Genomic DNA, 23,394 nt, shown 5'->3' with positions numbered 1-23,394 from the left:
TAAATTTTTAATATGTTATAATATTATTGAAAAAATTTTTCAAGAATAGAATTTATGGAAGAGATTAAAGAAGAGATTTTAGAATTTTTATTTAGAAAAAAAGAAGAAAAGATTTCTTTAGCTGAACTAAAAAAAGAATTTAGTTCATTAAATATTGAAGATATTATTAATTCTTTAATTTTAGAAAAAAAGATTATTTTAAAAGATGGTTTTATATTATTAACTAAAGAGGGCTCAATTGAAGGTGAAAGTATAAAAAATAAACATGAATTTGTTGAAGATTTTTTAAAAAATATTGGTGTTCCTGAAGGTTTCGCTCATGAAAAAGCATGTGAATTAGAACACTATGTTAAAGAAGATGAATACAAAAATTTAATACCACTGTCTTTAATAAAAGAAGGAGAAGAGGTTGAAGTTATAATAATAAGAGGTGGAAAAGGGTTTATTCAAAGATTGTGTGATTTAGGTCTTACTCCTCATACAAAAATAAAAGTTATAAGAAAAGCACTATTTGGTCCAATTGAAATATCTGTAAGAGGTTATAACCTTGCTCTTGGAAAAGGAGTTGTAAATAGAATATGGGTGAAAAAGAACTAACAATTGCTCTTGCTGGAAATGCTAATGTAGGAAAAAGCGTAATTTTTAATGAATTAACTGGATCACATCAAATAATAGGTAATTGGCCTGGTAAAACTATTGAAAGAAAAGAGGGATATCTAATTTATAAGGGCTATAAAATAAGAGTAATAGATTTACCAGGAATATATTCATTCTCTGCATATTCTGAAGAAGAGTTAATAACAAGAAATTTTATATTAGAGGAAAAACCAGATATAGTTATAAATGTTGTTGATGCAGTTCATCTTGAAAGAAATTTATTTTTTACTCTTCAACTTATTGAGTTAAATGTTAATTTATTAATTTCATTAAACCAAATTGATTTACTTGAAGAAAGTGGCTTTTCAATAGATATAAAAAAATTGGAAGAGATTTTAGGAGTTCCTGTTATTCCAACAGTTGCAGTAGAAAATAAAGGTATTGATAGATTAATTGAAAAATGCATTGAGATATATGAAAAGAATATTAAAGTCAAACCAATTGAAATTAGTTATGGAAAAGAGGTTGAAGAAAGAATAAAAAAATTGATGGAAATTTTACCCAAAGATTTTCTATATCCCAAAAGATGGGTTGCAATAAAGTTATTAGAAAAAGATGAGGAAATTATTAATAAATTTAAAGATTCAAGAATTCTTGAAATTGTGAATAAATTTGTTAATGAACTTGAAGATATTCATGGAGAAGAGATATCTCTTATTTTAACTCAAGAAAAATATAATATCTGTAATAAAATTACAAAAGAGGTTTTGCATAAAAGAGAAAGAAAATTTCCATTATCATTCTATTTAGATAAAATTTTTTTACATCCAATTTTAGGATACATCTTTTTAATTACCTTTCTATTTTTAATTTTTTACTTAATTTTTGGTTTTGGAAGAATTTTTGGTGGATTACTTGATTCTATTTTTGAAAAAATAAAAGAAGCTATTTTAAGTTTAAAAATTTCTTCATTAACAAAAAAACTTTTAATTGATGGAATATTTGATGGAGTAATTGGGGGATTGTCTATTGCTTTACCATATCTTATACCTTTTTATATTCTTTTATCTTTTCTTGAAGATTCAGGATATTTAGCAAGAGTTGCTTTTTTAACAGATACATTTATGCATCTTATCGGTCTTCATGGAAAAGCCTTTTTTCCTTTAATACTTGGTTTTGGATGTAATGTTCCAGCAGTTCTTGGTTCAAGGATTCTTGAAACAAAAAAACAAAAATTTATAACTGCAACTCTAGCAACTCTTGTTCCTTGTAGCGCTAGAACAATTGTAATACTTGGTCTTGTTGGAATTTTTTTAGGATTTAAATATGTTTTAATAATTTATTTAATTGACATAATAGTTATTTTTTTAATAGGAAAAATATTATCAATTATTGTACCTGGTAAAAGTTATGGTCTTATAATGGAGATGCCACCTTTAAGAAAACCATCAATGAAAATTATATTTAGACAATCTTGGTTTAGAATAAGAGATTTTATTTATTTTGCCTTTCCTATAATAATTTTAGGAAGTTTTATTATGCAAATTCTTAGTTTGTCTAATTATCTAGATTCTTTTGTTATAATAGTCTCTCCATTTTTTAATAAATTTTTAGGTTTACCTTCATTAACAGCAGTTCCACTAATATTTGGAATTTTAAGAAAAGAATTAACTCTTTTAATGCTTTTTTCTCTTTTTGGAACAGAAGATATTTTATCAATTATGAATTTTAAACAAATAATAATATATTCTATAATTACACTATTTTATTTTCCATGTATAGCAACATTTGCAAGTTTGAAAAAAGAAATAGGTTTATTGTTTTCCCTTTTGATAACAATTTTCCAAATTATATTTGCAATTCTAATTGGTGGATTATTAAATTTTATTTTATCTAACTTGATATAATATTAAATATGAATTGGATAGTTTTTTTAGGATTAATAATTCCTGGACTTTTAACAGGTCTTGGATCATTACCAATTTTATTTGTGAAAAAAGATATTCAATTTAAATATATTGATGCACTTTTAGGTTTTGCAGCAGGTGTTATGCTTGCTGCAACATTTTTTAGTTTGCTTTTACCTTCTCTTGAAAGAGGAGGTGTTTTTATTACAGTTATAGGTGTTATTACTGGTTCAATTTTCCTTTCTTTTCTTGATAAAATTACACCACACACTCATTTTATAAAAGGTGAAGAAGGGCCAAGTTCAAGGTTGAAAAAGATATGGCTTTTTATTTATGCAATTACTTTACATAATTTACCTGAAGGTCTTGCTGTTGGTGTTGGCTTTGGTTCAAACGATTTCAAAACAGGAATTATTATTGCAACAGCAATTGGACTTCAAAATATGCCAGAAGGTCTTGCAGTTGCTCTTCCTCTTTTTGGAGAGGGTTATTCAAAAAGTAAGGCACTTTTGATTTCTTTTTTGACTGGAATATTTGAACCAATTATGGCTTTTTTAGGTTTTATTCTTGTAAAAATTTTTATAAAAATCTTACCCTTTGCACTTTCTTTTGCAGGTGGCGCAATGCTTTATGTAATATCAGATGAGATAATTCCAGAAAGTCATAGAAGGGGGTATGAAAAAGAAGCAACTTTTTCAATAATTGTTGGCTTTCTTGTCATGATGATTCTTGATTATCTTCTTGGATAAAATCTTTTAAATCTTCAAATGAAGGAATTCCACCAAGAGATTTTGAAACTTTTATAGCTCTTATAATAGATTTTTCTGTTACCTTTGCTGCATAAGTTCCTAGAGTTGTGAGGTCAATTTCTTTCCCTTTGCATGTGCTTACAGTAAAAACAATATCTCCATCAATCATTGTATGAACAGGTTTTATTGCTCTTGCAACTCCATCATGAGCCATTTCACTAATTTTTTTAGCCTCCCATTTCTTTAACTTCGCATCAGTTAAAACAACAACAAGTGTTGTATTTTCTATTTTATTCATTGTAAGAAATCCAACAAAAGTTTTAAGATATTCTTCTGTATTTAAATAACCTTTACCAAATAATTTTCTTGCACCAGCAATTATTTTTCCATTTTCATAAACATCTCCAAAGGCATTAACTACTGAAAAAGCCGCAATTTCTACACCATGAATTTTTTCAGAATAAAACCCAACTCCACTTTTTGTAGATTTAGCCATTCCTAAAATTTTTCCAACAGTTGCTCCAGTTCCTGCACCAATAGACCCTTCATGCGGTTCCTCTGATAAATTAAGACATGCCTTATACCCCATCTCCTCATCTGGAAATATATCAGATTTTCCAATTCCTAGATCATATATTATTGCAGAAGGAACAATTGGAACTTTTCCAAAAGGTGTATCAAAACCAATATTTTTCTCTTTTAAATATTTCATAACTCCAGATGAAGCAGCAAGTCCAAAAGCACTTCCCCCAGAAAGACAAATTGCATGAATTTTATCTACCATTTTAGTAGGTTCAAGAAGGTCAGTTTCTCTTGTTCCAGGAGCAGAACCTCTTACATCACAACTACCTATAGCACCTTCTGGAAAAATAATAACAGAAACACCAGTTATTCCTACAAAATCTTCATAATGTCCAAAATATACTCCTTTCATAAATTTCTCCTTTTGAATTTTTTTATTTTAATTATATAATTTAATAAAATAATGAAAACAGTTTTATCAAAAAATGAGTTAATTGAAACTGAAAATGAACTTATAAAGTTTAAAATCATAATGCCATTTATGGGTATTTTTTTATATTTATTATATAGTTTACTTCAATTTACAAAATATCCTTTATTGCCATTTTTTTATATCTCTTTAATTTATTTATTTATTTTAATTTTTTTTCATTTAATTTTTAAAAAAATAAAACAAGATAAAATTTTCTTAAGCTTGATACTTTTATCAATAATCGAAATTTTTCTTATCACTCTTGTAATATTTTATACTGGTGGAATAATGAGCTCTCTTTTTGTAATATACTTTATAATAATAGTTTCTGTTTCTGTTTACAGAATTCCTAATATTCCTTTTATTATAGGTATTATTTCTATTGCTTTTTATTATTTATTAATATATGGTCAATATTTCAAAATCTTTAAGACTTTGCAATATTATTCAACTGAAAATATAAACATTACATTCCCACTAGTTTTTCAAAGAACTATCTTATTAGGTTTGTATATAATTATTTTTTCTCTTTTTGCCAATACAATAATATTAAATTTAAATAAACAGAAGAAAGTAGAAGATTTGTTAAGAGATGGAGCGCTTCTTTTAACTTCCTATTTAGGCGATAGAGAGGCATTTTTAAAAAATATTTTAAAAATTGCAAGAGAACTTGTTGAGGGTGATACAGCATCAATTATTGAACTAAGAAATGGTGGATATAAATTTATTGCTTGGGATAAAATTGATGATAATTTGATACTTCGAATAGAAGAATTATTTAAAAATCAAAAACCACAAAATTTAGAGGAGATAAAAGAAACAAAAAAACTTTTAAAATTTGATGATGTTTGGAAAGTTCCATATTGGGTTAAAGTTACTCACTTAAGGTCTTATATTGGTGTACCTATTTTATTTAAAGATAAAGTTGTTGCAGTACTTAATGTTGATTCAAAAAAACCATATAAATTTAAAGAAAGAGATGTAAGAAATCTTGAGACATTTTCAAAAATAATTTCAACAATGTACGAAAAAGATGAATTGATTAGAGAGATAAAAGAGTTAAATTTAAAATTAGAAAATTTATCCATAACTGATCCATTAACCAATTTATACAATAGAAGAAAATTAAAAGAAATAATTATTTATAATATTGAAGTATTTTTAAGAAGAAACGAAAATTTTCAAATTATAATGATTGATTTAGATAAATTTAAATTAATAAATGACTATTATGGCCACATTGAAGGAGATAATTTTTTAATAAAATTTAGTGAATTGTTAAAAAAGTGCGTTAGAAAGATTGATTTTGTGTTTAGATATGGTGGAGATGAGTTTTTAATTATCCTTCCAAACACTCCTCCACCAACAGCAGAAATTGTTGTTGGAAGAATAAACGAAGGTTTTAAAAAAGAATTTACAAAATTTATTGAAACTTTTGATATAGGAATTTCATATGGAGCAATAAATTTTGCTGATTATTATAATAAAAATATAAATAAAGGAAAACAGATTAATTCAGAAATTATACATGAGGATATTTTAAAAGAAGTTGATCAATCTCTCTATTATTCTAAAAAATTAAAGAGAGCAACTTAAATAACCTCAATTTTATAATTTCCACTTAAAGTTTTTATATTTATTTTTTTATCTTTTGAGCCAAAACCTATTTCTCCTCTTGTTAACTTTGTTATTTTGCCTTCATATATAATCGATCCTTCTCCTGTTTTTGTTTCAATGAAAACATTAATATCTTTTGTAGAAGTAGTTAAATTGATATCTCCTGATATTGTTTTAATTTCAACAGAATCTTCAAGTGTTAAATTATAAATAGAAACATCACCACTAAAAGTTGATAAAATAAATTTTTCTAAATGACCTTTATTTATATCTATATCACCTGAATAAGTCTTAATAAATCCACTTTTATTTATATTTTTAGCATTTATATCACCAGATTTAGAATTTAACTTAAAATTTCCATTTATACTCTCAATAATAATATCACCACTAATTGAATATAAATCAATATCTCCATCTATATTTTTAATTTCAATATCACCACTAACACATTTAATCTTAATATTTCCATTTATATTTTCTATTTCAACATTACCTGACACTGTATTCACTAAAGCATTTGTTTTTGTTGGTACAAAAATCCTAATTTTTTCACTCAAAGTCTCTCTTGTTGAAAATCCAAAGATGTTTATACTTACTCCTATGTTTTTCAATTTTGACCTTATATAAAGTGTTCCCTCTCTTTCTTCAATTTCAAAACCTTCTTTTCCATATTCAAAAACAATTTCATTCAAATTTTCTTTTCCTATTATTTCTATATCTTCAGAAATAGATTCTAAAATTATATTATTAAATATTTTTCCAATCTTTTCCTCTTTGGTGCTCTCTTTAACCTTTTCAATCAGTTTATTTTTTACAATTTCACTTATCTTTCCTTGATTAAACAATTCTTCTATCCTTTTAATTAATTCCTCTTTATCACTCATATTCTTCCTCCTCGATCATTTTAAGGGCATCTTCACCTGTTATCTCACCTTTTTCAACTTTTTTTAATATCTCTTCAATTTTTTCTATTTTCTCCTCTTTCCCTTCTTTTTTCTCCTCTTCACTTAATCCAAGAGATTTAATAACATCCTCTAATCTTCCTTTAGCAGTAGGGTATGAAATATTTAATCTTTCTTGAACCTCTTTTAAATTCCCCCTTGAAATTAAAAAAACAAGTAAAAACTCTTCTTCCTGTTGAGAAAGCATTAGAAATCTATTCAACTGAAATTTACCTTTAACAATAGTTTCACATTTTTCACATGTTAATTCTGTTATATTTAAAATTGAACCACATGAAGGACACTTTGATGGTAATCTTTTCATTTTAACCTCCATTTATTTTAAATAATTTAATGGTGATAAAATTGAACTTTTTCCTATTTCTATTATAACATTATTTAATCTTTTTTTATTAAAATTAAAATCTCTTTTAATTTTTTTCTCTTTAAATTTAATAAAATCTTCTTGTTTAATACTTAAAACTTTCATATTAACACCTCCTTTAATAAAATTAATAAATCTTTTAATAATATTATCATATTATTTAATTTTGTCAAGAGATATATAAAAATTATTTATTAAAAATTTAATTTTTTATAAATAAAATTAAAATTGGTTTAAAAAATATTTAAAGATAATTTTTGTGTTAAATATATATAATTGTCATAAATGTTATATTCAAGTTTGAATGGATAAACTATAAGACCTTTTCTAAAACAATTTATAAAATTATTATAAAAATTTTCATCAATATATTTATTAGGTGAAAAATATTGAGCTTCTTTAATAAAAACAAGAATTATCAAAAAACATTTTTTGTTCTTATCTAATAGATCACACAACACTTTTAGATGTTTTGATCCTCTTTTTGTTGGTGCATCTGGAAATAAAGCAATATTATTCTCTTCAAGAGTACATCCTTTAACTTCAATAAAAAACTCTTCCCCCTTTTTATCAATTACTAAAAAATCAATTTTATTTTTATTTATTTTCTTTTCCCTTTTTATAAATTTAACATCTTTAATTTCATCAATATATCCATTTAATAATATTTTTTCTGCTATTTTATTATGATATTTTGAATTAATAAGAACAAAATTATCATTATATTTTCCAAAAATTATTTCAAAATTAGTTTTTCTATTAAATTTTTCTATTTTTTGAAACAATATTTTGTTTCCTTTATATAAAATTTTTTCTAATCTTCCAGGATCATGTATATGTGCTTCTAAATATTTTCCTTCAAATTCAATTAATCCAAGAAATTTATTTTTTCTTTCAATAAAAATTGCTTCATTGTCAAATGGAAGATAAAAAATTCTATTTACTCTTGAAAAATTTTCCAATTATTGATAAGAACAAATGCTTAAAATTAAATTTTGGTTTAGTATTTTCTTTTTTATAATAATTATATTTTACAAGTTCATTTAGGTCAATTCTTTCTTTTTTCTTTACATCTCCTTCAGGATAACCAAAAGTTATTAAACCAACTATATAAAAATCTTCTGGTAAATTTAAAATTTCTTTTAATTTTTTCTCTCTGAATGCACCAATAAAGCAACTTCCGATTCCAAGAGAGTGTGCTTCAAGCATCATATTTTGAGCACACATTCCACAATCAATGTCAACCCATCTATGTTTTTTTTCAGTGTAAATCACTATAATTAATGGTGAGTTAGAAACGAAATTATTTATAGTTAAGATTTTTGCTACATCTCCTATTTTTTTAATTTGATTTTCATCATTAATTACTATAAATCTCCATGGTTGGTTGTTACTTGCTGATGGAGCCCATCTTCCTGCTTCTAAAATTTTTAAAATATCATCTTCTTTTATTTTATCTTTTTTATAATTTCTTACGCTTCTTCTTGATACTATAATATTTAAAATATCTTCCATAAAACACCTCACTAATTATATTAAACCATATCTCTTTCAAGCATTGAATTAAAATTTCCTTTTATTGAATAAATTGAGAAATAGATAAAATATAAAAGAGAGATACTAAGAAAAATTAGTGAAATTATATCTTCTGAACTTAATATTTCATAAACATAATATTTTCCCCCAAATAGAGTTGATTCTTTTTGTTCAAAGATCTTAAAGATGACATAAATTATTACATAAATAGATGCAATAATTGTAACAAAGTTTAGTAATCTTAATAACCAAATACCCGCAAGTGTAAAGAATAAAATTAATATTGGGATGAATAAATTTATTTCAAATGGATATTGAAGAGTAAAAATAGGAATAGACATTATAATTGTAATAATAGAAAGAAAAATATATTTAGGAAGGGGATTTTTGATAACTTTTTTCTTTTCCTTCTCTTCTTTTGCATCTATAATATCTTTTAAATAATTTTTTACTTTATCATAATTTTCATCGTTGCAATATATTGCAAGAAGAGTTCTCCATTCATTTTTGAGTAAAATTGTTTTGTCTTTATCTCTTGTGTCTATTTTATAAACATTTTTAAAATTAATAAAAACTCTTTCTTGTGATTTTGCTATTAATCCCGCTCCTGTTGAACTAGACCTCCTTGATAATAACCCTAAAATTATAGCAAGGGTTGTCAACTTTTTTCCTCTTGTATCAATCATTTCATAAAGAACACCAGTTTTATCTATTGTGAATTTTAATTTCATTCTGTTTCCAAAAATAATTAACATAACAATAAGAGATAAAAGAAACAATCCAAAACAAACAATTAAGAAAATTAAAAGAAGATTGAGTGCTGCTTTATAATCACCTTGAAGTATAAAAATAAATGACATTAAAATAGAGACGATTATATAAGTTATAACAAATACTATTATAGTTTGTTTAATAAGAATTTTATTGTTTAGTAGGGGTATATTAATTTCCCAACTAATTTTTTCTTCTCCATTCTCTTTTTTCATTAAATCCTCCAATTTAAATAATTATTTTCAAAATATCTTTTTTAACTGAAATTTTATTATCTCTTGTTAATATAAAAATTTTCCCATAAATTTTGAAAATATCAACAAAATTCCTATGAAGAACAGCTATGATATTTTTATTACTTTTCATTAACTCAAAAATAGTTTCTTTAAAATAATTTGAATAAAACTCCATTTTGCCTATTTCATCAATTATTAAAAAATCAAAAGACTTTTTTAATGAATCACTTAATATTTTCTCTAAATTTTCAATATGAAGAAAATAGGTTCCAAATTTGATTTTGCTTTCTATTAATTTTGATGCAAAAAGATATTCTTTTTTTGATAAAATTTCAACTATTTTAAAACCTATTCTTTTTCCTTCTCTTCTGTCTTCTTTTGTTATAAATCCAGATATTTTTATTCCATTTTTAATTAATTCATTTGAGATTTCTTCAATTAGAGTTGTTTTTCCTACTCCACTTTCACCTGTTATGAATATTTTCAATGAGTTTTCTCCTTATCTCTTTAGAATATAAATCAACTTCTCTTAATGGTTCAGGAATTCTTGTTTTTGTTTCAAGATTTTTTAAAATAAATAAAACATCCTCAATATCTATTAAATTTCCAATTGACACAAAAATTGGTTTTGTATTCTCTCTTGTTCTTAATGCAAATCCAAGAGTAAAATTATTTTTATCTTTTATAAAACTTATATCTCCCTTTTTGTTTCCCAATTTATCATAATTTCCATAAAGAAGATTTTTTGCAATTCCAATTGATGGTTTATTTAATTTAATGCCTAAATATGTTGCTATACCTATTCCCCTTGGATGGGTAATGCCTTGACCATCAACTACAATCATATCAAATTTTTCATTCTTTAACCCATTTATATAAAACTTTCCCTCCCTTAATGATAGAAAAGTAGGAATATATGGAAAATTAACTTTATTAATTAAATATTTTTTCTTAATAGTTTTTTTATTTATAAAATCATAAAATAAAAAGGAAGAAATTATTTTGTCATCAAAATATGATGAATCAAGAAAAACAATTATTTGAGGTAATTTTTCAATTTTTTTAATTTTCAACTTTTTCTTTAATTTTTCTTCTTCAATTAAAAATTTTTCAATAATTTCTTCTTTCCTCATAAATTTTATTAATTTCAAGAAAAGATTTTAATTCCCTAAATGTTAATATGCCACCTATTAAAATATAGATATAAAATGTGAATAATTTGAAAAGTATAGTAAGAGGTAAAATTTTTGATAAACCAATTTGAGTCACAAACAAAGCTGAATAAAGCGCTTCGCTTATCCCACTTCCTCCAGGAGTTATAGACCAGCCAGCAAAAAAGTGATAAATAAATTGTAAAAGAAATGAGTTATAAAAAGAAATTTTAACTTTTAAAGAATTAATTAAAAAAAATGAAAGTGAATTTAAAAAAATAAATGATAAAAATGTTAAAATGGCAATAGGAATTAATTTGAATTTAAGATATCTTATACTTCTCATACCTTCAATAAATCTAAAATAATTTTCATCTATTATTTTTTCTATTCTTTTTCTCTTTTCCATATTTAATTTTTTAAAAAGATTTAATATTTTATGACTTAACCTTCTAAATAATTCTGGTTTTATTATTATTAAAAAAATTAAAAAAGATAAAAGAAAAATAAATATTACAAAGAAAAAAATGAGTCTTGTGCCAAATTTAAAATTTAATGAAAAATTTTTAATAAAAAAAAGCAGTATAAATGAGAAAACAAGATAAATAAACATATTGAAAAGATATAAAAATGTAAAAATACTCACTATATTTCCTATCTCGAAATTTCTTTTTTTTGAAATTAAATATACTTTTGCAGCAAATCCTCCAATTCCCATTGGAGTTATTGTTGAAAAGAAATATGAAACAAGATGAGTATATAATAAATAAAAAAATGAAAGTTTAATATTTTGAAAATTAAATATTATTTTTAACCTTAAAACCTCAAAAATCCATATCGAAATTAATATTAATGAAGATATTAAAATAAATCTAAAGTCTAATTTGACCTTAAAAATTTCCCCACCTTCTTTAAAAAAGGAAATTATAAATATAAAAATAATTACACCTAAACTTAAAATTAGTGCAATAATAAGATTTTTCTTAAAATTTCTCATAATAAATTTTCTTTTTTTAAATTCTCATAAAGTTTATTCAATTCAAACTTATAATCACTCTCTTTATTTTCTATTTTATCCATAACTTCCTCAAGTTCTTTTGTAAAACTCTCTTTAACAAAAGAGTACATATCTTTTCTCTTTTTTATAAGATTTATAACTTCAATACCAAGTTGTGTTGGATATAAATAACCACCTTTTTCATAAAGGTAACCTCTTTTTAAAAGTTTATCTATTGTTATAGCATAAGTTGATGGTCTTCCAATTCCTTTTTCTTTCATTTCTTGAATAATTGTTGCATAAGTATATGGTGGATATTTTGGTTTATAATAGTAATTTTTATTTTTAAACTTTAAATCTCCTTCTATAAAACCTTCAAGTTTTATTGGCAAAATAAGGTTATATCCATTCTCTAAAATTTCAAAAACTCTTTTTTCTCTTTTTCCAAGATCTGGCATTTCTTTTGAATCACATATTGGAATATATTTTATAATAACTTTCTTAACTTTTGTCTCTCTCATTTGAGATGCAATAAACTCTCTAAATATTAAGTCATATAATTTTATATGTTCATCTGTTATACCTTGAATATTTGAGTATAAAATGAAAGATTTCAACTCTTCAGAATCTATGCTTCTTGTTGGTCTTATACATTCATGTGCTCCACCCTCTTTCTCGAAGGTTCTTAATTTTATATACTCTTCACCAAAATTTTCTTTTATATAATCTATAGCAACTCTTAAACCAGCATCTGAAACTCTTGTACTATCAGTTCTATGATAAGTTATAAGACCTGCTTCAAAAAGATCTTGTGCCAAATCCATTGTTTTTTGAGGAGAATATTTTAATTTATTTGAAGAAATAGATAGTAGAGTATCAGTTGTTAAAGGTCTTACATAAGTTGTTTCAACTTCTTCTCCCTCTTTTACTATTTTAATTCTCTTAACATTTACAAAAAACCACTGACCAAAATTTTTATCTTCAAATTCAAACTCAATTTTTTCGCCCTCTAACTCCAAACTAACAACAAATAATTTTTTCTCTCTTTCGAAAAATCTATTAACTATCCATTCTAAAACAGGTGTCTGAACTCTACCAGCAGATAAATTTAAATTATTTAATCTTTTTTGAATGTATTGAGATATTGTAAAACCAATCCATCGATCTGAAATTCTTCTTAAAAGTTGAGATTTAACAAGATCATAATTTATCTCTCTCATATTATTAATAGAATTTATAAATGCTTTTTTTGTGACTTCATGAAATTCAATTCTTTTTGAATTTGGATTAATAGGATTTAATGTTAAAAATAGATCAAAACTAATTTTTTCACCCTCGGTATCAGGGTCTGTTGCAAGATAAATTTCATTTACTTCAATTCCCAATTTTCTTATAGATTCAATTATTTTAACTCTATCTTCATCTATTGGTTCAAAAATTGGAATAAATTCTCCATTTTTTTTAATAACTCCAAAAATTCCCTCTTCTTTATTTAAATCAAAAATATGCCCTTTTGTTGCAACTATTATTAAAAATTTATTTTCAATTGAGATTTCATAAGCATCTATATCTCCAATTTTTCTTCTAAGAGGTTTTCCAAAGAAATAAGCAATTGTTCTTGCTTTATTAGGAGATTCTACAACGATAAGGGAAGTTTTGAAATCAATTTTTTCTTGTATTTTCTCCCCCTTTTTTATTTTCTTAATCTTTTCTCTATCTTTATCAATTTCATTTAAAATCTCTTTTAAATTAATTTCTTCACTTTTTTTAAATTCAATATCTTCAATTATCCAATTTAATTTTTTCTTCAAAGATTCAAAAAGAATATCATCATCTACTAAAATGTAAGATAAGCCTTTTGTTAATCCACCCGGGAATAACCTTGAAGTTCTACCTGATGCTTGAATATAACCAATTATATCCGGTATAAAAATTGTTATTATGTCATCTTCTCTTTTAATTTCAATATCTTTTAATTCTTCTAACTTTTTTAAATTATTCTCTTTAAAAATCAATTCTTTTATTTCATCAATAATTTTTTCAATTTTAAATATTTTTATTTTCGAAATTTTATTTTCATCAACATATAAAAAAGACTCAAGAAATTTTAAATTTTTATATAATTTTTCACTATCTTCATCTGAAATTATTTTATTTTTAGAAATTATTGGAAATAGTGAAAGTAAAAAGTAATAAATACCTTTGAAATTTTCAAATTTTAGATAAATTTTTATTTTTGGTACACCAACAAAAAGGGCATATCTTATTACTTCTGGAAAATCTAACCCTCTTGTAAGAGGGTTTTTAAAACTTGAAAATCCTACTACTACCTTTATCCTTCCTCTTTTAAAAGCATTTATCTTTTTATCTAAATCTTCATATGATATAGCTTTTATTCCATTTTTGTTTAAATATTCTATATACTTATATAACTCATCTTTTGTTTTATCTCCTGAAATAAATACAAGACCTCCATTTCCAAATTCTTTTATTCTTTCTAAACTCAACGAATATAAATCTATGTTGTCTCCTTTTTCATAAACATCAACTATATTTCTCAGCCCTATATCTTTTTTTCCTATTTCAAAATCAAAAAGCTCTTTAAAAAGTTGAACTCTTGATGATTTTGGATTAGAGGTTGCAGAAGAGACAATTAAAACACCCTTTCTTTTCTTTTTTATATTCTCAATCTCTTCTTTGAGTTTATTATATTTATTAATTATCTCTTCTTTTCCTTCAAAACCACTTTTTAAAAAAGTTTTCTTTAAAGAAATATACTGAAAAACTTTATCTAGGTCATTTTTTTGAAACCCAAAAAGATAAATTATTTTATCAATGTTTTTTGCTCTCTTTAAAATTGAATCAACATCGTCGATAAAAATTAAACTATATTCTCCTTTTGGTATTATATTAATATTTTTATATAAAAAATTCGTTGTTGTAATTAAAATTTTAAAATCGCTACTTTTAATTTTCTTTTTAATTGAATCTTCTTGTTTTTTTGTTTTATAATATTTCGATGAATATGCAATAATATTATCTTCTGGAACTCCAAAACTTATAAGTTTTTCTTTCGCTTGATTTACAAGTAAATTTGTTGGAAATATAAGATAAACTTTACCCATATTTTTTTCAAAAATATATTTTGATAATACTAGGCCAAATGTTGTCTTACCAATTCCAGTTGGAGCAATTAATGCAAATGAACTATTCATAAAAAATCTTGTTGCCCAAGTTTCTTGAAGAGACCAAGGTTCAAAATTAATTGAAGACTTAAAAATTTCTTTAAACTCTTTTAAATTTCTTTTTAATTCACAAAAATCTTTTAATTTTCCCTCATTAATATACTCACATATAATTTCTTTTTGAATTTCTTCTTTAAGACAATTATCACAAGGAAGACCTAAAATTAGTCTTTCTGAAGATATATTATTTCCACAATTAGGGCAACCACCCTTGTAAATAATTGAAATTTTTTCTTCCATTTTCAATTATGAAGTTATAGTTTCTTTTATCTCATGTAAAAGTTCACTCGGATTCTTTATTGGATATTTTAATTTTGAAAGAATTTCTTTTATTTCAACTCCATTTGGTAATTTTATATCACCTATTCTCTCTATTAAATCATTTTTAAAATTTATTGGATATTTTAGTCCTTTTGTATTTTTTAAAACAAGATATGCCCAAGGTATATCAAATTCATATATAGTTTCTTGAGAAATTTTTCTTGAAAATTCAAGTAAAATTTGAGATTCTTCACCTTCTTTTACAAGTTTATAAGCAAGTTTTGCAATACTTCCTGCTACATGAATTTTTAATTCTTTTGCGCTCTCTTTTTCTTGTTCAAGAAATTTTTCAAGATTTTCTGGTTGAAGATTTAATTTTGCTCTTAAAATATTTCTAACGCTATTTCTAGTTAAACCAACATATTTTGCAATTTCATCCTCTGTTTTAAGATATTCTTCTCTTAAAACAATTGCAAATGATGCTCTTGCAAGAGAAGGAAGCCAAGTTAATGTTCTAAAAAGTGCAAGTTTATTTAGACCCCCGAGAAGGTCTATGCATTTAAAAAACACTCTTCCTGCAAATTGCTCAACATCTTCTTTTTCACTTTCAGGTTCTTTTACTTCTATAACCATTTTGTTAAACCTCCTATAAATTTATTATAATATTTTATATAAAAATTAGTCATTTTGTATTAATTATATTTTTAAAATTTTTGGAGGTAATTATGGATTATATAGTTGAAGAAATTGGGAAGGAATTTTATTTGATAAGATCTCCAGAAAAAGAGTTACATAGAAATATTTATTTAAAGAGGTTTATTAGTAATAATAAAAAAGAAAGAGTAAATATGATTTTTGATCCTGGTACTCCACTCGATTATGAATCTCTTTTCAAAATTTTAAAAGATTTAATTGGTGGTGTTCAAAATGTAAATTTAATATTTTTAAGTCATCAAGATCCTGATGTTTCTTCTAATTTAAAGGCACTTCTTACTGCAAACCCTAATGCATTAATTTTAGGCTCGATTGATACTTTTCGTCTTGTTTCAATGTATGGAATATCTGAAAGAAATTTTAAAGGAGTAGAAATGTTCAAAAGAGATGTAGTTAAAATTTCAAGAACAGGCCACATTATTCAATTTGTTCCAGCATATTTTTGTCATTTTAGAGGGGCTATGATGGCTTATGATTTTGAAAGTAGAGTTCTATTTAGTGGCGATTTTCTTGCAGGAACAAATACAAAAAAGAATAATGGAATTTATGCCACAAAAGATTCTTTTGAGGGAATTTCAATTTTTCATCAAATATATATGCCATCTAAAAAAGCACTCCTTCTTACAATTGATAGAATTGGATTATTAAATCCTTTACCAGAGGTTATTGCTCCTCAACATGGAGATGTAGTTAAGGGGGAATTGATTTTTGATTTTTTAACAAGATTAACGAAACTTGAAGTTGGACTTGATCTTATAAGTTGGACTCAAAGCGAAAAAGATAATTTAATAGATGCAATAAATCAATTTTTGAATTCTTTAAATAATATTGATAAAGATATTTTTGAAAAACTTTTGATGAAATTAAAACGAGTTGGTGAATTTACTCAAGTTTTTACATTTAAGGATAAAATTGTTGAAGACATAAAATTAACACCTCAAGATTCAATTGATTATATTGTTAGAAATTTGTATGAAATAGAAAATGGAGCTCCATATGTTTCTCTTTTGGTTAATTCATTAACAAATCATGGTTTAATTGATAAATTACCAAAATTAAAAATAGAGACAAGAGAGTTAGAGTCACCTCTTGAGTAAAAATAAGTTGATTTTTTTCTAAAAAATAATATAATAAAATTTGACTAACTAGTCAGTCAATTATGAGAAAAAAGGATAAGATTGTTGAAGAAGCATTAAAACTATTTTTAGAAAAAGGTTTTAATGAAACTAGTGTAGATGAAATTACTAAAAATGCACTTATTTCAAAAGGTAGTTTTTATACATATTTTAAATCTAAAGAGGAACTTTTAGAAATAATTTTAAAAGAACTGTTAAATAATGTTGAGAATAGATTTTATAAACTTATTGAAAAAGAAAAAAAAGAACCAATAAATTATCTTATTGATTTTTTTAATTTTAATATCTCTCTTGCTAATGAATACTCTTCTTATATTTTAACAATCTTAAGAGATGTTGGATTTTCACCTAAAAAGGTTAGAGAGAATTTAAGAGATTCACTTTTAAATGAGTTAAAAAATAAGATAAGAAAATTTTTAAATTTATTTAAAAATGATGTTGATGAAATAGATGTTCTTATCCTCTGGGGAGTAACACTTTCCTTATGGGGAAAGATTTTATTTGAGAATGAGGAAATCAGTGTAGAGGAGTTGAGTAAAAAAATATTAAGAATTATAGGAGGTTGATATGAGAGCTATTTTTAGATTTATTGTTAAAAATAGATTACCAATCTTCATTTTATTTCTTGTTTTGATAACTATTTCTCTTTTTTATTTCAGAAATGTAAAGATAACATATGATATTTTTAAATTACTTCCCAAAGACATAAATTCAATTAAAGGGATGGAAATTTTAAATAAAGAACTTTCAAGAGGAGCAAATATCACTATTCTTCTCAAAACAGATAAAATAGAAGAGTTTGAGAAATTTATTTTTGAATTAAAATCTCTTCCATTTATTGAATCGATAAATACAATAAAAGATTACATTGATACTTCTTTACCCCAAGAATTTTGGGGAGATGAATCAAAATCTTGGTTTAAAGATGGATATTTTAGAATTGAAATAATACTTAAATCATCAGATAATTATTCATCTCAAATTAATAATTTAAAGAAAATTTTACCAGAGAACGCTTTAATTACAGGGAGTGAAGTTATTTCAGAGGAACTAAAGGAGAGTTTTAAAGGAACAACTGAAAAATATTTTTTAATAGGCGTTATTCTTGTTTTTATCTTTCTTATTTTTACCTTTCCAACAATTTTAGGTCCATTTTTCATACTTTTTTCGATGCTTGCAGGTGTTTTAATTAATATTGGAATTACAGCTTTTTTAAAAACAGAAGTATATTTTCTATCATTCACTATTGTTTCTATTCTTCAACTCGCAGTAACTCTTGATTATTCTTTGTTTCTATACCATAGATACATTGAGGAGAGAAAGAAAATAGAAAAAGAGAAAGCAATGGAAGAAGCTCTTTTAAGAACCTTTAAACCAGTTTTATTAAGTGGATTAACAACAATAGCAGGTTTTTATGCACTTACATTTGGAAGATTAACAATATTTAACCAAGCAGGTTGGATTTTAGTTAGAGGAGTAACTATTTCTATGTTATCAACTCTTTTATTTCTCCCATCAATTTTAGTAATTTTTGATAAATTAGCAACAGGAATAGAACATAAAACTTTAATATTAACTTTTGAAAGACTAGGTAAATTTTTAAGTAGATACTCTTTTATCATTACATTTATATTTGTGATAATTTTTATTGTTTCTTATTTTGGTTCAAACAAAGTAAATCTTGTTTATGACCTTAAAAATTTTTATCCTGATAATTTACAATCAATGAAAACTTTAAATAAAGTTAATGAAATTTTTGGTGAAAAAGAAACTCTTTATCTTATTACATATAAAAATAATGAAAATTTTCTAAATCTTATTCAAAAATTAAAAAATTTAGATGGTATAGAAGAGGTTTTTCACTATTCAACTATTATGGATCCTACTATTCCATATGAATTCATTCCTGAAGAAATGTTTAATAAATTTATATCTGATAATTATGAAATAGCAATAATTTATTCAAAATATAAAATAAATGAACCACAAGGAGGAATTTTAAGAAAAAATATTGAAAAATTAATAAATGAAAATATAAGCGGTGAAATATATTTAACAGGTGAATCACTTTTGTTAAATGATCTCAAAATGATTGCAATAGATGATCAATCAAAAACAACAAAACTTTCATTTATTTTTATAATAATTTTAATTTTCTTAGGATTTTTATCTTTCATTGTACCACCAATTTTAATACTGACTGTAAAAAGTGCGATTTGGACAAATATTGCATATTATTGTTTTATAGGATTATCATCACCATTCTTTATACCAACAATGTTAAATACAATTCAGCTTGGTGCAACAATTGATTATTCAGTTTTAGTTTATTCAAGATATGAAGAAGAAAGAAGAAAAGGTTTGATACCTAAAGATGCAGTTTCAGAAAGTGTTAAATGGAGTTCAAATTCAATTATTACAAGTCTGGAACAATGATACTAATGACCCTTCCTGCAGCCATTTTATCAAAAATTCCTCTTATCAATTATACAATGGGAAGTTTAGGAAGAGGAGCATTTTTATCGTTAATATTCTCACTTATTTTTCTTCCATCAATTTCAAAGAGTTTAGATACATTTATTCAAAAATTATCAATTAAAAAAATTTTTAAAAAGGAGGTATAAGTTATGAAAAAGATAATATTAATAATTTTATGTTTTGCTTTGTTATTTATCCCTATTTTTTCTATTAATTCACAAATAAAAGTTTATGATAATGAAAATATTTATGTTTTATGTAATCCATATGGTGAAATAAAAAATGCAATTCTTATTGATTGGATTAGGGTAAAAGGAACTGGTAATTATGAAGTAATAGATCCATACCAAAATCTTTCAGATATTAAAAAGGTTTTTGGAGAAGGTGAAATTGAAGTTAAAGAGAATAGTGTGATAATTAAAGGTAAAAGCGAAGAAATTCAAGATACATACTATAGAGGTAATTACAATGGCAAACTTCCATTTTCTCTCACTTTAAAATATTATTTTAATGGTAAAGAGTCAAATCCCGAAGAAATTAAAGGAAAGAGTGGTAATGTAAAAGTTGTTATAAAGGGTGAAAGTAAAGCAAAATTAAACAATGAGATTGTTCCACTTTTATTCGTTATGACAACATCTCTTGATTCATCAAAAATAAAAGAAATAAATTTAAGCAATAATACAAAGCCTCAAATTTTAGGAAAAAAATATCAAATAAGTTTAATGGCAATTTTAAATCCTGTTAATGAAGTTTATTTTGAATTTACAAGTGATAAAATAGAGCTACCAGAACTATTAATTTCAATCTCTCCAGGTTTAATTTCTTTCGAATTTCCTGACTTCTCTTTTTTAAAAAAATTTCTACAAGGTTTAGATGGGTTAGCAAAATTAATTGAATTTCAAAAAATTTATGTTGAAGAGATTAAAAATAACTTAACAAAAGCAGGAAATTTTAATTTTAATGAAATTGAAAAGGGAATTTCAGAATTAATGCTTATTTCTCAGGGAATAAATATTAATTCTAACATCTTGCTTCAAATATCTAAAGGAATTGATGTTGAAAAATTAAATTCACTTAAAAATCTTCCCCAAGGTGTTGATTTAATTTTAAGTAATATGAGAGAGATTAATAAAAATCTTCTCTCGCTTCAACTTTTGATAGATGGATACATTGAAGTTATTAATAAAATTAAAAGCATAAATGAATTAAATAAAAACATAGCTATTAATATAAAAGATGATTTAAAATTAAAATTAATTGAAAACCTTGAGTTTGAAAACCTTTTAATTAATTTTCTATTGAATGGTGGAAATTTAGGTGATGGTAAAAATATAATTTCTTTAAAAGATCTTAAGGAAAATATTAAAAAATTATATGATGGAAATGAATTAATCATAAATTCTTTAGAAAATTTAAAAATAGCACTTTTAGGTGTTAATGCTCTTATTGATTCTAATATAAAAATAAAAGATACATTAAATTTAGTCATAAATGGAGGAGAAGTTGATGGTAAATCTATATTAGGACTAAATAGTCTATCTAATTTATTAAATTCAGGTTTAACAAAATTTAAAGAAGGAATAAACTATTTAGGAAATAGTATTAATAATAGTATGAATGAATTAATAAAATCTCTTGAAATTTTAATCAAAGGAGGAAAAATTAAAGGTGTTGATTTTTATGGACTTCAATATAGTTCTGATGGAATAAATAATATTAAAGATGGAATAAAGAAAGTCAATGATGAATTAGAAAAACAAAAAGAAAGTTTAAATAAACAAATTGAACTTACAAAAAAATTCGATAACTTTATAGGAAAACCATATTCAAGTGAAAGTAGAATTCAGTTTATTGTAAAGATTTCACCTTAATTTATTTTGATGATAATGGTTCAAGAATTCTAATTAAACCTAAATCTGTTATTTCCATCAAATGTGTTTTAGTATCATGCCCACACATTCTACAACCATCAATTCTAAATAATCTTACAATATCTCCTAACTCTTTTTTATATAACTTTGCTTTTATTCCAGAATCTATCATTTCTTTTGCAAAAACCATCGTTCCATCAACAATATGACCAACTGCATAGCCACCTGCTGCTTCTGCTGTAAACTCTTCATGTCCACTTCTTTTTTGTGATACAAATAGTGCTGTTTGATACCATTTTTTCATAAAATTAAATAAAATTCTTACAACTGCTCTTGCCATCATTTCTTTATTTTCATAAAGACCTGTTACTGAATCAATAATTGTAAATTTTACTTTATAAGTCTTTATAACATATGCAAGAGTTGATAGTAAATCTGGTATATTCTCTCTTAAAACTGAATGAGATGCTGCATCAATTAATATAATATTATTTTCAAATTTTGAAAAATCATATCCAAGGGCTTCTGCTCTGTGTTTCATTGACACAATAACAAAATTAGCCGGAGATTCCACAGTAATAAAACAAACTGAATTTCCTCTTTTTGCTTGTTCAACAGCAAACTGTTCAACCATCAGAGATTTTCCTGTGTCTGAAACACCAGTTATATTAAATACAGAATAGGCTGGAATTCCATTTAAACTTTTTTTAACTATTTTTCCATCTTCGCTTTCAACTGTAAAAAAGAGATTATCAAGACCTTCAACTCCAGTTGATACACCATAAATTTTAGGAGCAGTTTCCAATGCTTTACTGCCAGTGTAGATACTCTCTTTTAAAACCTTTTTTTCTTCATCTTTTTCTTTTTTTAACTCTTCTTCTTTTACTTCGGGTTCTTCCTTTTTAGATTTTGCCATAGTTATAAATACCTAATTTTCTAATTATATTTTATCTTATTAATTATTTTTAAAGCAATATCAACTACTTTTTCATCATAAAGAATTCCTTTATTTATTGTAAGTTCCTCTATAACTTTTTCTTTTTCAAGAGGAGGTCTATATGGTCTATTTGAAAGCATCGCATCTATCACATCTGCAACTGCTAATATTTTTGCTTCAAGAATTATTTCATCATTTTTCAGTCCATAAGGATAACCAGAACCATCTAATCTCTCATGATGCTGAAGAATTATTTTTTCTGTTGGTTCTGGGAGATTTATATCTTTTACTATTTCATAACTTTTTAAGACATGTTCTTTTATCAAACTAAATTCTCTTTCGCTTAATTTTCCATATTTATTTAGAATTTCAGAGGGAACAAAAAGTTTTCCAAGGTCATGTAAAAATGATGCATATTTTAATGCTTTTAAACTTTCTTTATTTAAATTTAACTCCTTTCCTATCAAATAAGTTATAATTGAAACTCTTGATGAATGATCTCCAGTATATGGCTCTTTCATTGTAATTATTTTTGAAAATGCTTTTAGCATAAGATCTATTGTTTTTTCTTGTTCTTTTGTTTTTTTCATAACCATCTCCTTGTCCAAAAACTTTGAGATTCCAAGATTTAGGTCATTTGAAATCTCTTTAAGAAAAAGTAAATTTTGTCTATTTATTGATTTTGTTTTATTTGATAGAAAAGAGATAAAACCAATTAATTCTTTATCATGTTTTAAAGGAAAAGAGATTGAATATTTAAAATTTAATAGATTTTTTGATTTTTTAATTAAAACTTTCTCTTTTTCTAATTTATTTAAAGTCAATTCTTCATTTTCTTTTAAATCTTTCTCATTTAATTTATTTTCTT

General features: G+C 24.3%; 23 protein-coding genes. 9 read left to right on the top strand and 14 right to left on the bottom strand.

All coding sequences use genetic code 11. The annotated features are described in order from the left end of the window. The first annotated feature begins 54 nt into the window (after window positions 1-54). Genes N3D74_03765 through N3D74_03755 form a run of 3 tightly spaced genes read left to right on the top strand, consistent with a single transcriptional unit; the run spans window position 55 to window position 3,253 of the window. Entirely contained in the window at window positions 55-597 is a 543-nt protein-coding gene (locus N3D74_03765; protein MCX8095282.1) for a metal-dependent transcriptional regulator, read from the top strand. Next, window positions 579-2,504 (top strand): ferrous iron transport protein B, encoded by a 1,926-nt coding sequence (gene feoB / locus N3D74_03760; protein MCX8095281.1) that lies wholly within the window; start codon window positions 579-581, stop codon window positions 2,502-2,504. The genes N3D74_03765 and feoB overlap by 19 nt, the downstream gene beginning before the upstream one ends. Before the next feature lie 8 nt (window positions 2,505-2,512). Next, entirely contained in the window at window positions 2,513-3,253 is a 741-nt protein-coding gene (locus tag N3D74_03755; protein ID MCX8095280.1) for a ZIP family metal transporter, read from the top strand. Here N3D74_03755 and N3D74_03750 read toward each other — a convergent pair. After that, entirely contained in the window at window positions 3,222-4,187 is a 966-nt protein-coding gene (locus N3D74_03750; protein MCX8095279.1) for a P1 family peptidase, read from the bottom strand. The genes N3D74_03755 and N3D74_03750 overlap by 32 nt on opposite strands. Before the next feature lie 51 nt (window positions 4,188-4,238). On the opposite strand from N3D74_03750, the gene N3D74_03745 reads away from it, so the two are divergent. Beyond that, complete coding sequence (locus tag N3D74_03745; protein ID MCX8095278.1) at window positions 4,239-5,843, top strand: sensor domain-containing diguanylate cyclase; 1,605 nt, start codon at window positions 4,239-4,241, stop codon at window positions 5,841-5,843. Here N3D74_03745 and N3D74_03740 read toward each other — a convergent pair. From N3D74_03740 to N3D74_03690, 11 genes are all read right to left on the bottom strand, one after another. Continuing rightward, the gene (locus N3D74_03740; protein ID MCX8095277.1) at window positions 5,840-6,751 is read right to left on the bottom strand and encodes a DUF4097 domain-containing protein; all 912 of its coding nucleotides are present in this window, start codon (window positions 6,749-6,751) and stop codon (window positions 5,840-5,842) included. The genes N3D74_03745 and N3D74_03740 overlap by 4 nt on opposite strands. Beyond that, window positions 6,744-7,133 (bottom strand): DUF2089 domain-containing protein, encoded by a 390-nt coding sequence (locus tag N3D74_03735; GenBank protein ID MCX8095276.1) that lies wholly within the window; start codon window positions 7,131-7,133, stop codon window positions 6,744-6,746. Before N3D74_03735 ends, N3D74_03740 begins: the two co-directional genes overlap by 8 nt. A gap of 12 nt (window positions 7,134-7,145) precedes the next feature. Further along, a complete protein-coding gene (locus tag N3D74_03730) occupies window positions 7,146-7,298 on the bottom strand; it encodes a hypothetical protein (GenBank protein MCX8095275.1) in 153 nt (50 codons plus the stop codon). A gap of 128 nt (window positions 7,299-7,426) precedes the next feature. Next, window positions 7,427-8,155 carry a DNA/RNA nuclease SfsA gene (gene sfsA / locus N3D74_03725; GenBank protein ID MCX8095274.1) on the bottom strand — a complete coding sequence of 243 codons (729 nt, stop codon included), beginning with the start codon at window positions 8,153-8,155 and terminating at the stop codon, window positions 7,427-7,429. Next, window positions 8,130-8,708, bottom strand: a complete 579-nt coding sequence (locus N3D74_03720) for a nitroreductase family protein (GenBank protein MCX8095273.1) — start codon at window positions 8,706-8,708, stop codon at window positions 8,130-8,132. The genes sfsA and N3D74_03720 overlap by 26 nt, the downstream gene beginning before the upstream one ends. A gap of 20 nt (window positions 8,709-8,728) precedes the next feature. Then, complete coding sequence (locus N3D74_03715) at window positions 8,729-9,715, bottom strand: hypothetical protein (GenBank protein ID MCX8095272.1); 987 nt, start codon at window positions 9,713-9,715, stop codon at window positions 8,729-8,731. Between the two features lie 13 nt (window positions 9,716-9,728). Next, on the bottom strand, window positions 9,729-10,223 hold the full coding sequence (locus tag N3D74_03710; protein MCX8095271.1) for an NTPase: 495 nt from the start codon (window positions 10,221-10,223) through the stop codon (window positions 9,729-9,731). Beyond that, window positions 10,201-10,869 (bottom strand): endonuclease V, encoded by a 669-nt coding sequence (locus N3D74_03705; GenBank protein ID MCX8095270.1) that lies wholly within the window; start codon window positions 10,867-10,869, stop codon window positions 10,201-10,203. Before N3D74_03705 ends, N3D74_03710 begins: the two co-directional genes overlap by 23 nt. Beyond that, window positions 10,847-11,884 carry a flippase-like domain-containing protein gene (locus N3D74_03700; protein MCX8095269.1) on the bottom strand — a complete coding sequence of 346 codons (1,038 nt, stop codon included), beginning with the start codon at window positions 11,882-11,884 and terminating at the stop codon, window positions 10,847-10,849. Before N3D74_03700 ends, N3D74_03705 begins: the two co-directional genes overlap by 23 nt. Continuing rightward, window positions 11,881-15,369 (bottom strand): reverse gyrase, encoded by a 3,489-nt coding sequence (gene rgy / locus N3D74_03695; GenBank protein ID MCX8095268.1) that lies wholly within the window; start codon window positions 15,367-15,369, stop codon window positions 11,881-11,883. Before rgy ends, N3D74_03700 begins: the two co-directional genes overlap by 4 nt. Before the next feature lie 6 nt (window positions 15,370-15,375). Further along, window positions 15,376-16,023 carry a bacterio-opsin activator gene (locus tag N3D74_03690; GenBank protein MCX8095267.1) on the bottom strand — a complete coding sequence of 216 codons (648 nt, stop codon included), beginning with the start codon at window positions 16,021-16,023 and terminating at the stop codon, window positions 15,376-15,378. A 92-nt stretch (window positions 16,024-16,115) separates the two neighbouring features. On the opposite strand from N3D74_03690, the gene N3D74_03685 reads away from it, so the two are divergent. The 5 genes from N3D74_03685 (at window position 16,116) to N3D74_03665 (ending at window position 21,589) form a co-directional block, all read left to right on the top strand. Continuing rightward, entirely contained in the window at window positions 16,116-17,201 is a 1,086-nt protein-coding gene (locus N3D74_03685) for an MBL fold metallo-hydrolase (GenBank protein ID MCX8095266.1), read from the top strand. A 62-nt stretch (window positions 17,202-17,263) separates the two neighbouring features. Then, window positions 17,264-17,806 carry a TetR/AcrR family transcriptional regulator gene (locus tag N3D74_03680; protein ID MCX8095265.1) on the top strand — a complete coding sequence of 181 codons (543 nt, stop codon included), beginning with the start codon at window positions 17,264-17,266 and terminating at the stop codon, window positions 17,804-17,806. A 1-nt stretch (window position 17,807) separates the two neighbouring features. Further along, window positions 17,808-19,676, top strand: coding sequence for an MMPL family transporter (locus N3D74_03675; GenBank protein ID MCX8095264.1), 1,869 nt, complete (start codon window positions 17,808-17,810; stop codon window positions 19,674-19,676). Continuing rightward, a complete protein-coding gene (locus tag N3D74_03670) occupies window positions 19,673-19,864 on the top strand; it encodes a hypothetical protein (protein MCX8095263.1) in 192 nt (63 codons plus the stop codon). Before N3D74_03675 ends, N3D74_03670 begins: the two co-directional genes overlap by 4 nt. 3 nt (window positions 19,865-19,867) lie before the next feature. Continuing rightward, window positions 19,868-21,589, top strand: a complete 1,722-nt coding sequence (locus N3D74_03665; protein MCX8095262.1) for a hypothetical protein — start codon at window positions 19,868-19,870, stop codon at window positions 21,587-21,589. Window position 21,590: 1 nt separating this feature from the next. On the opposite strand, the gene N3D74_03660 is transcribed toward N3D74_03665, so the two are convergent. Together N3D74_03660 and N3D74_03655 are read right to left on the bottom strand one after the other, a co-directional pair. Continuing rightward, on the bottom strand, window positions 21,591-22,505 hold the full coding sequence (locus tag N3D74_03660; GenBank protein ID MCX8095261.1) for a KaiC domain-containing protein: 915 nt from the start codon (window positions 22,503-22,505) through the stop codon (window positions 21,591-21,593). Between the two features lie 20 nt (window positions 22,506-22,525). After that, window positions 22,526-23,394: HD domain-containing protein (locus N3D74_03655; protein MCX8095260.1), on the bottom strand; the 869-nt coding region annotated here is incomplete at its 5' end.

Source organism: Caldisericia bacterium, from assembly GCA_026414995.1.
Taxonomy (GTDB): Bacteria; Caldisericota; Caldisericia; order B22-G15; family B22-G15; genus JAAYUH01.
This window is presented reverse-complemented; position numbering and strand designations above follow the sequence as displayed.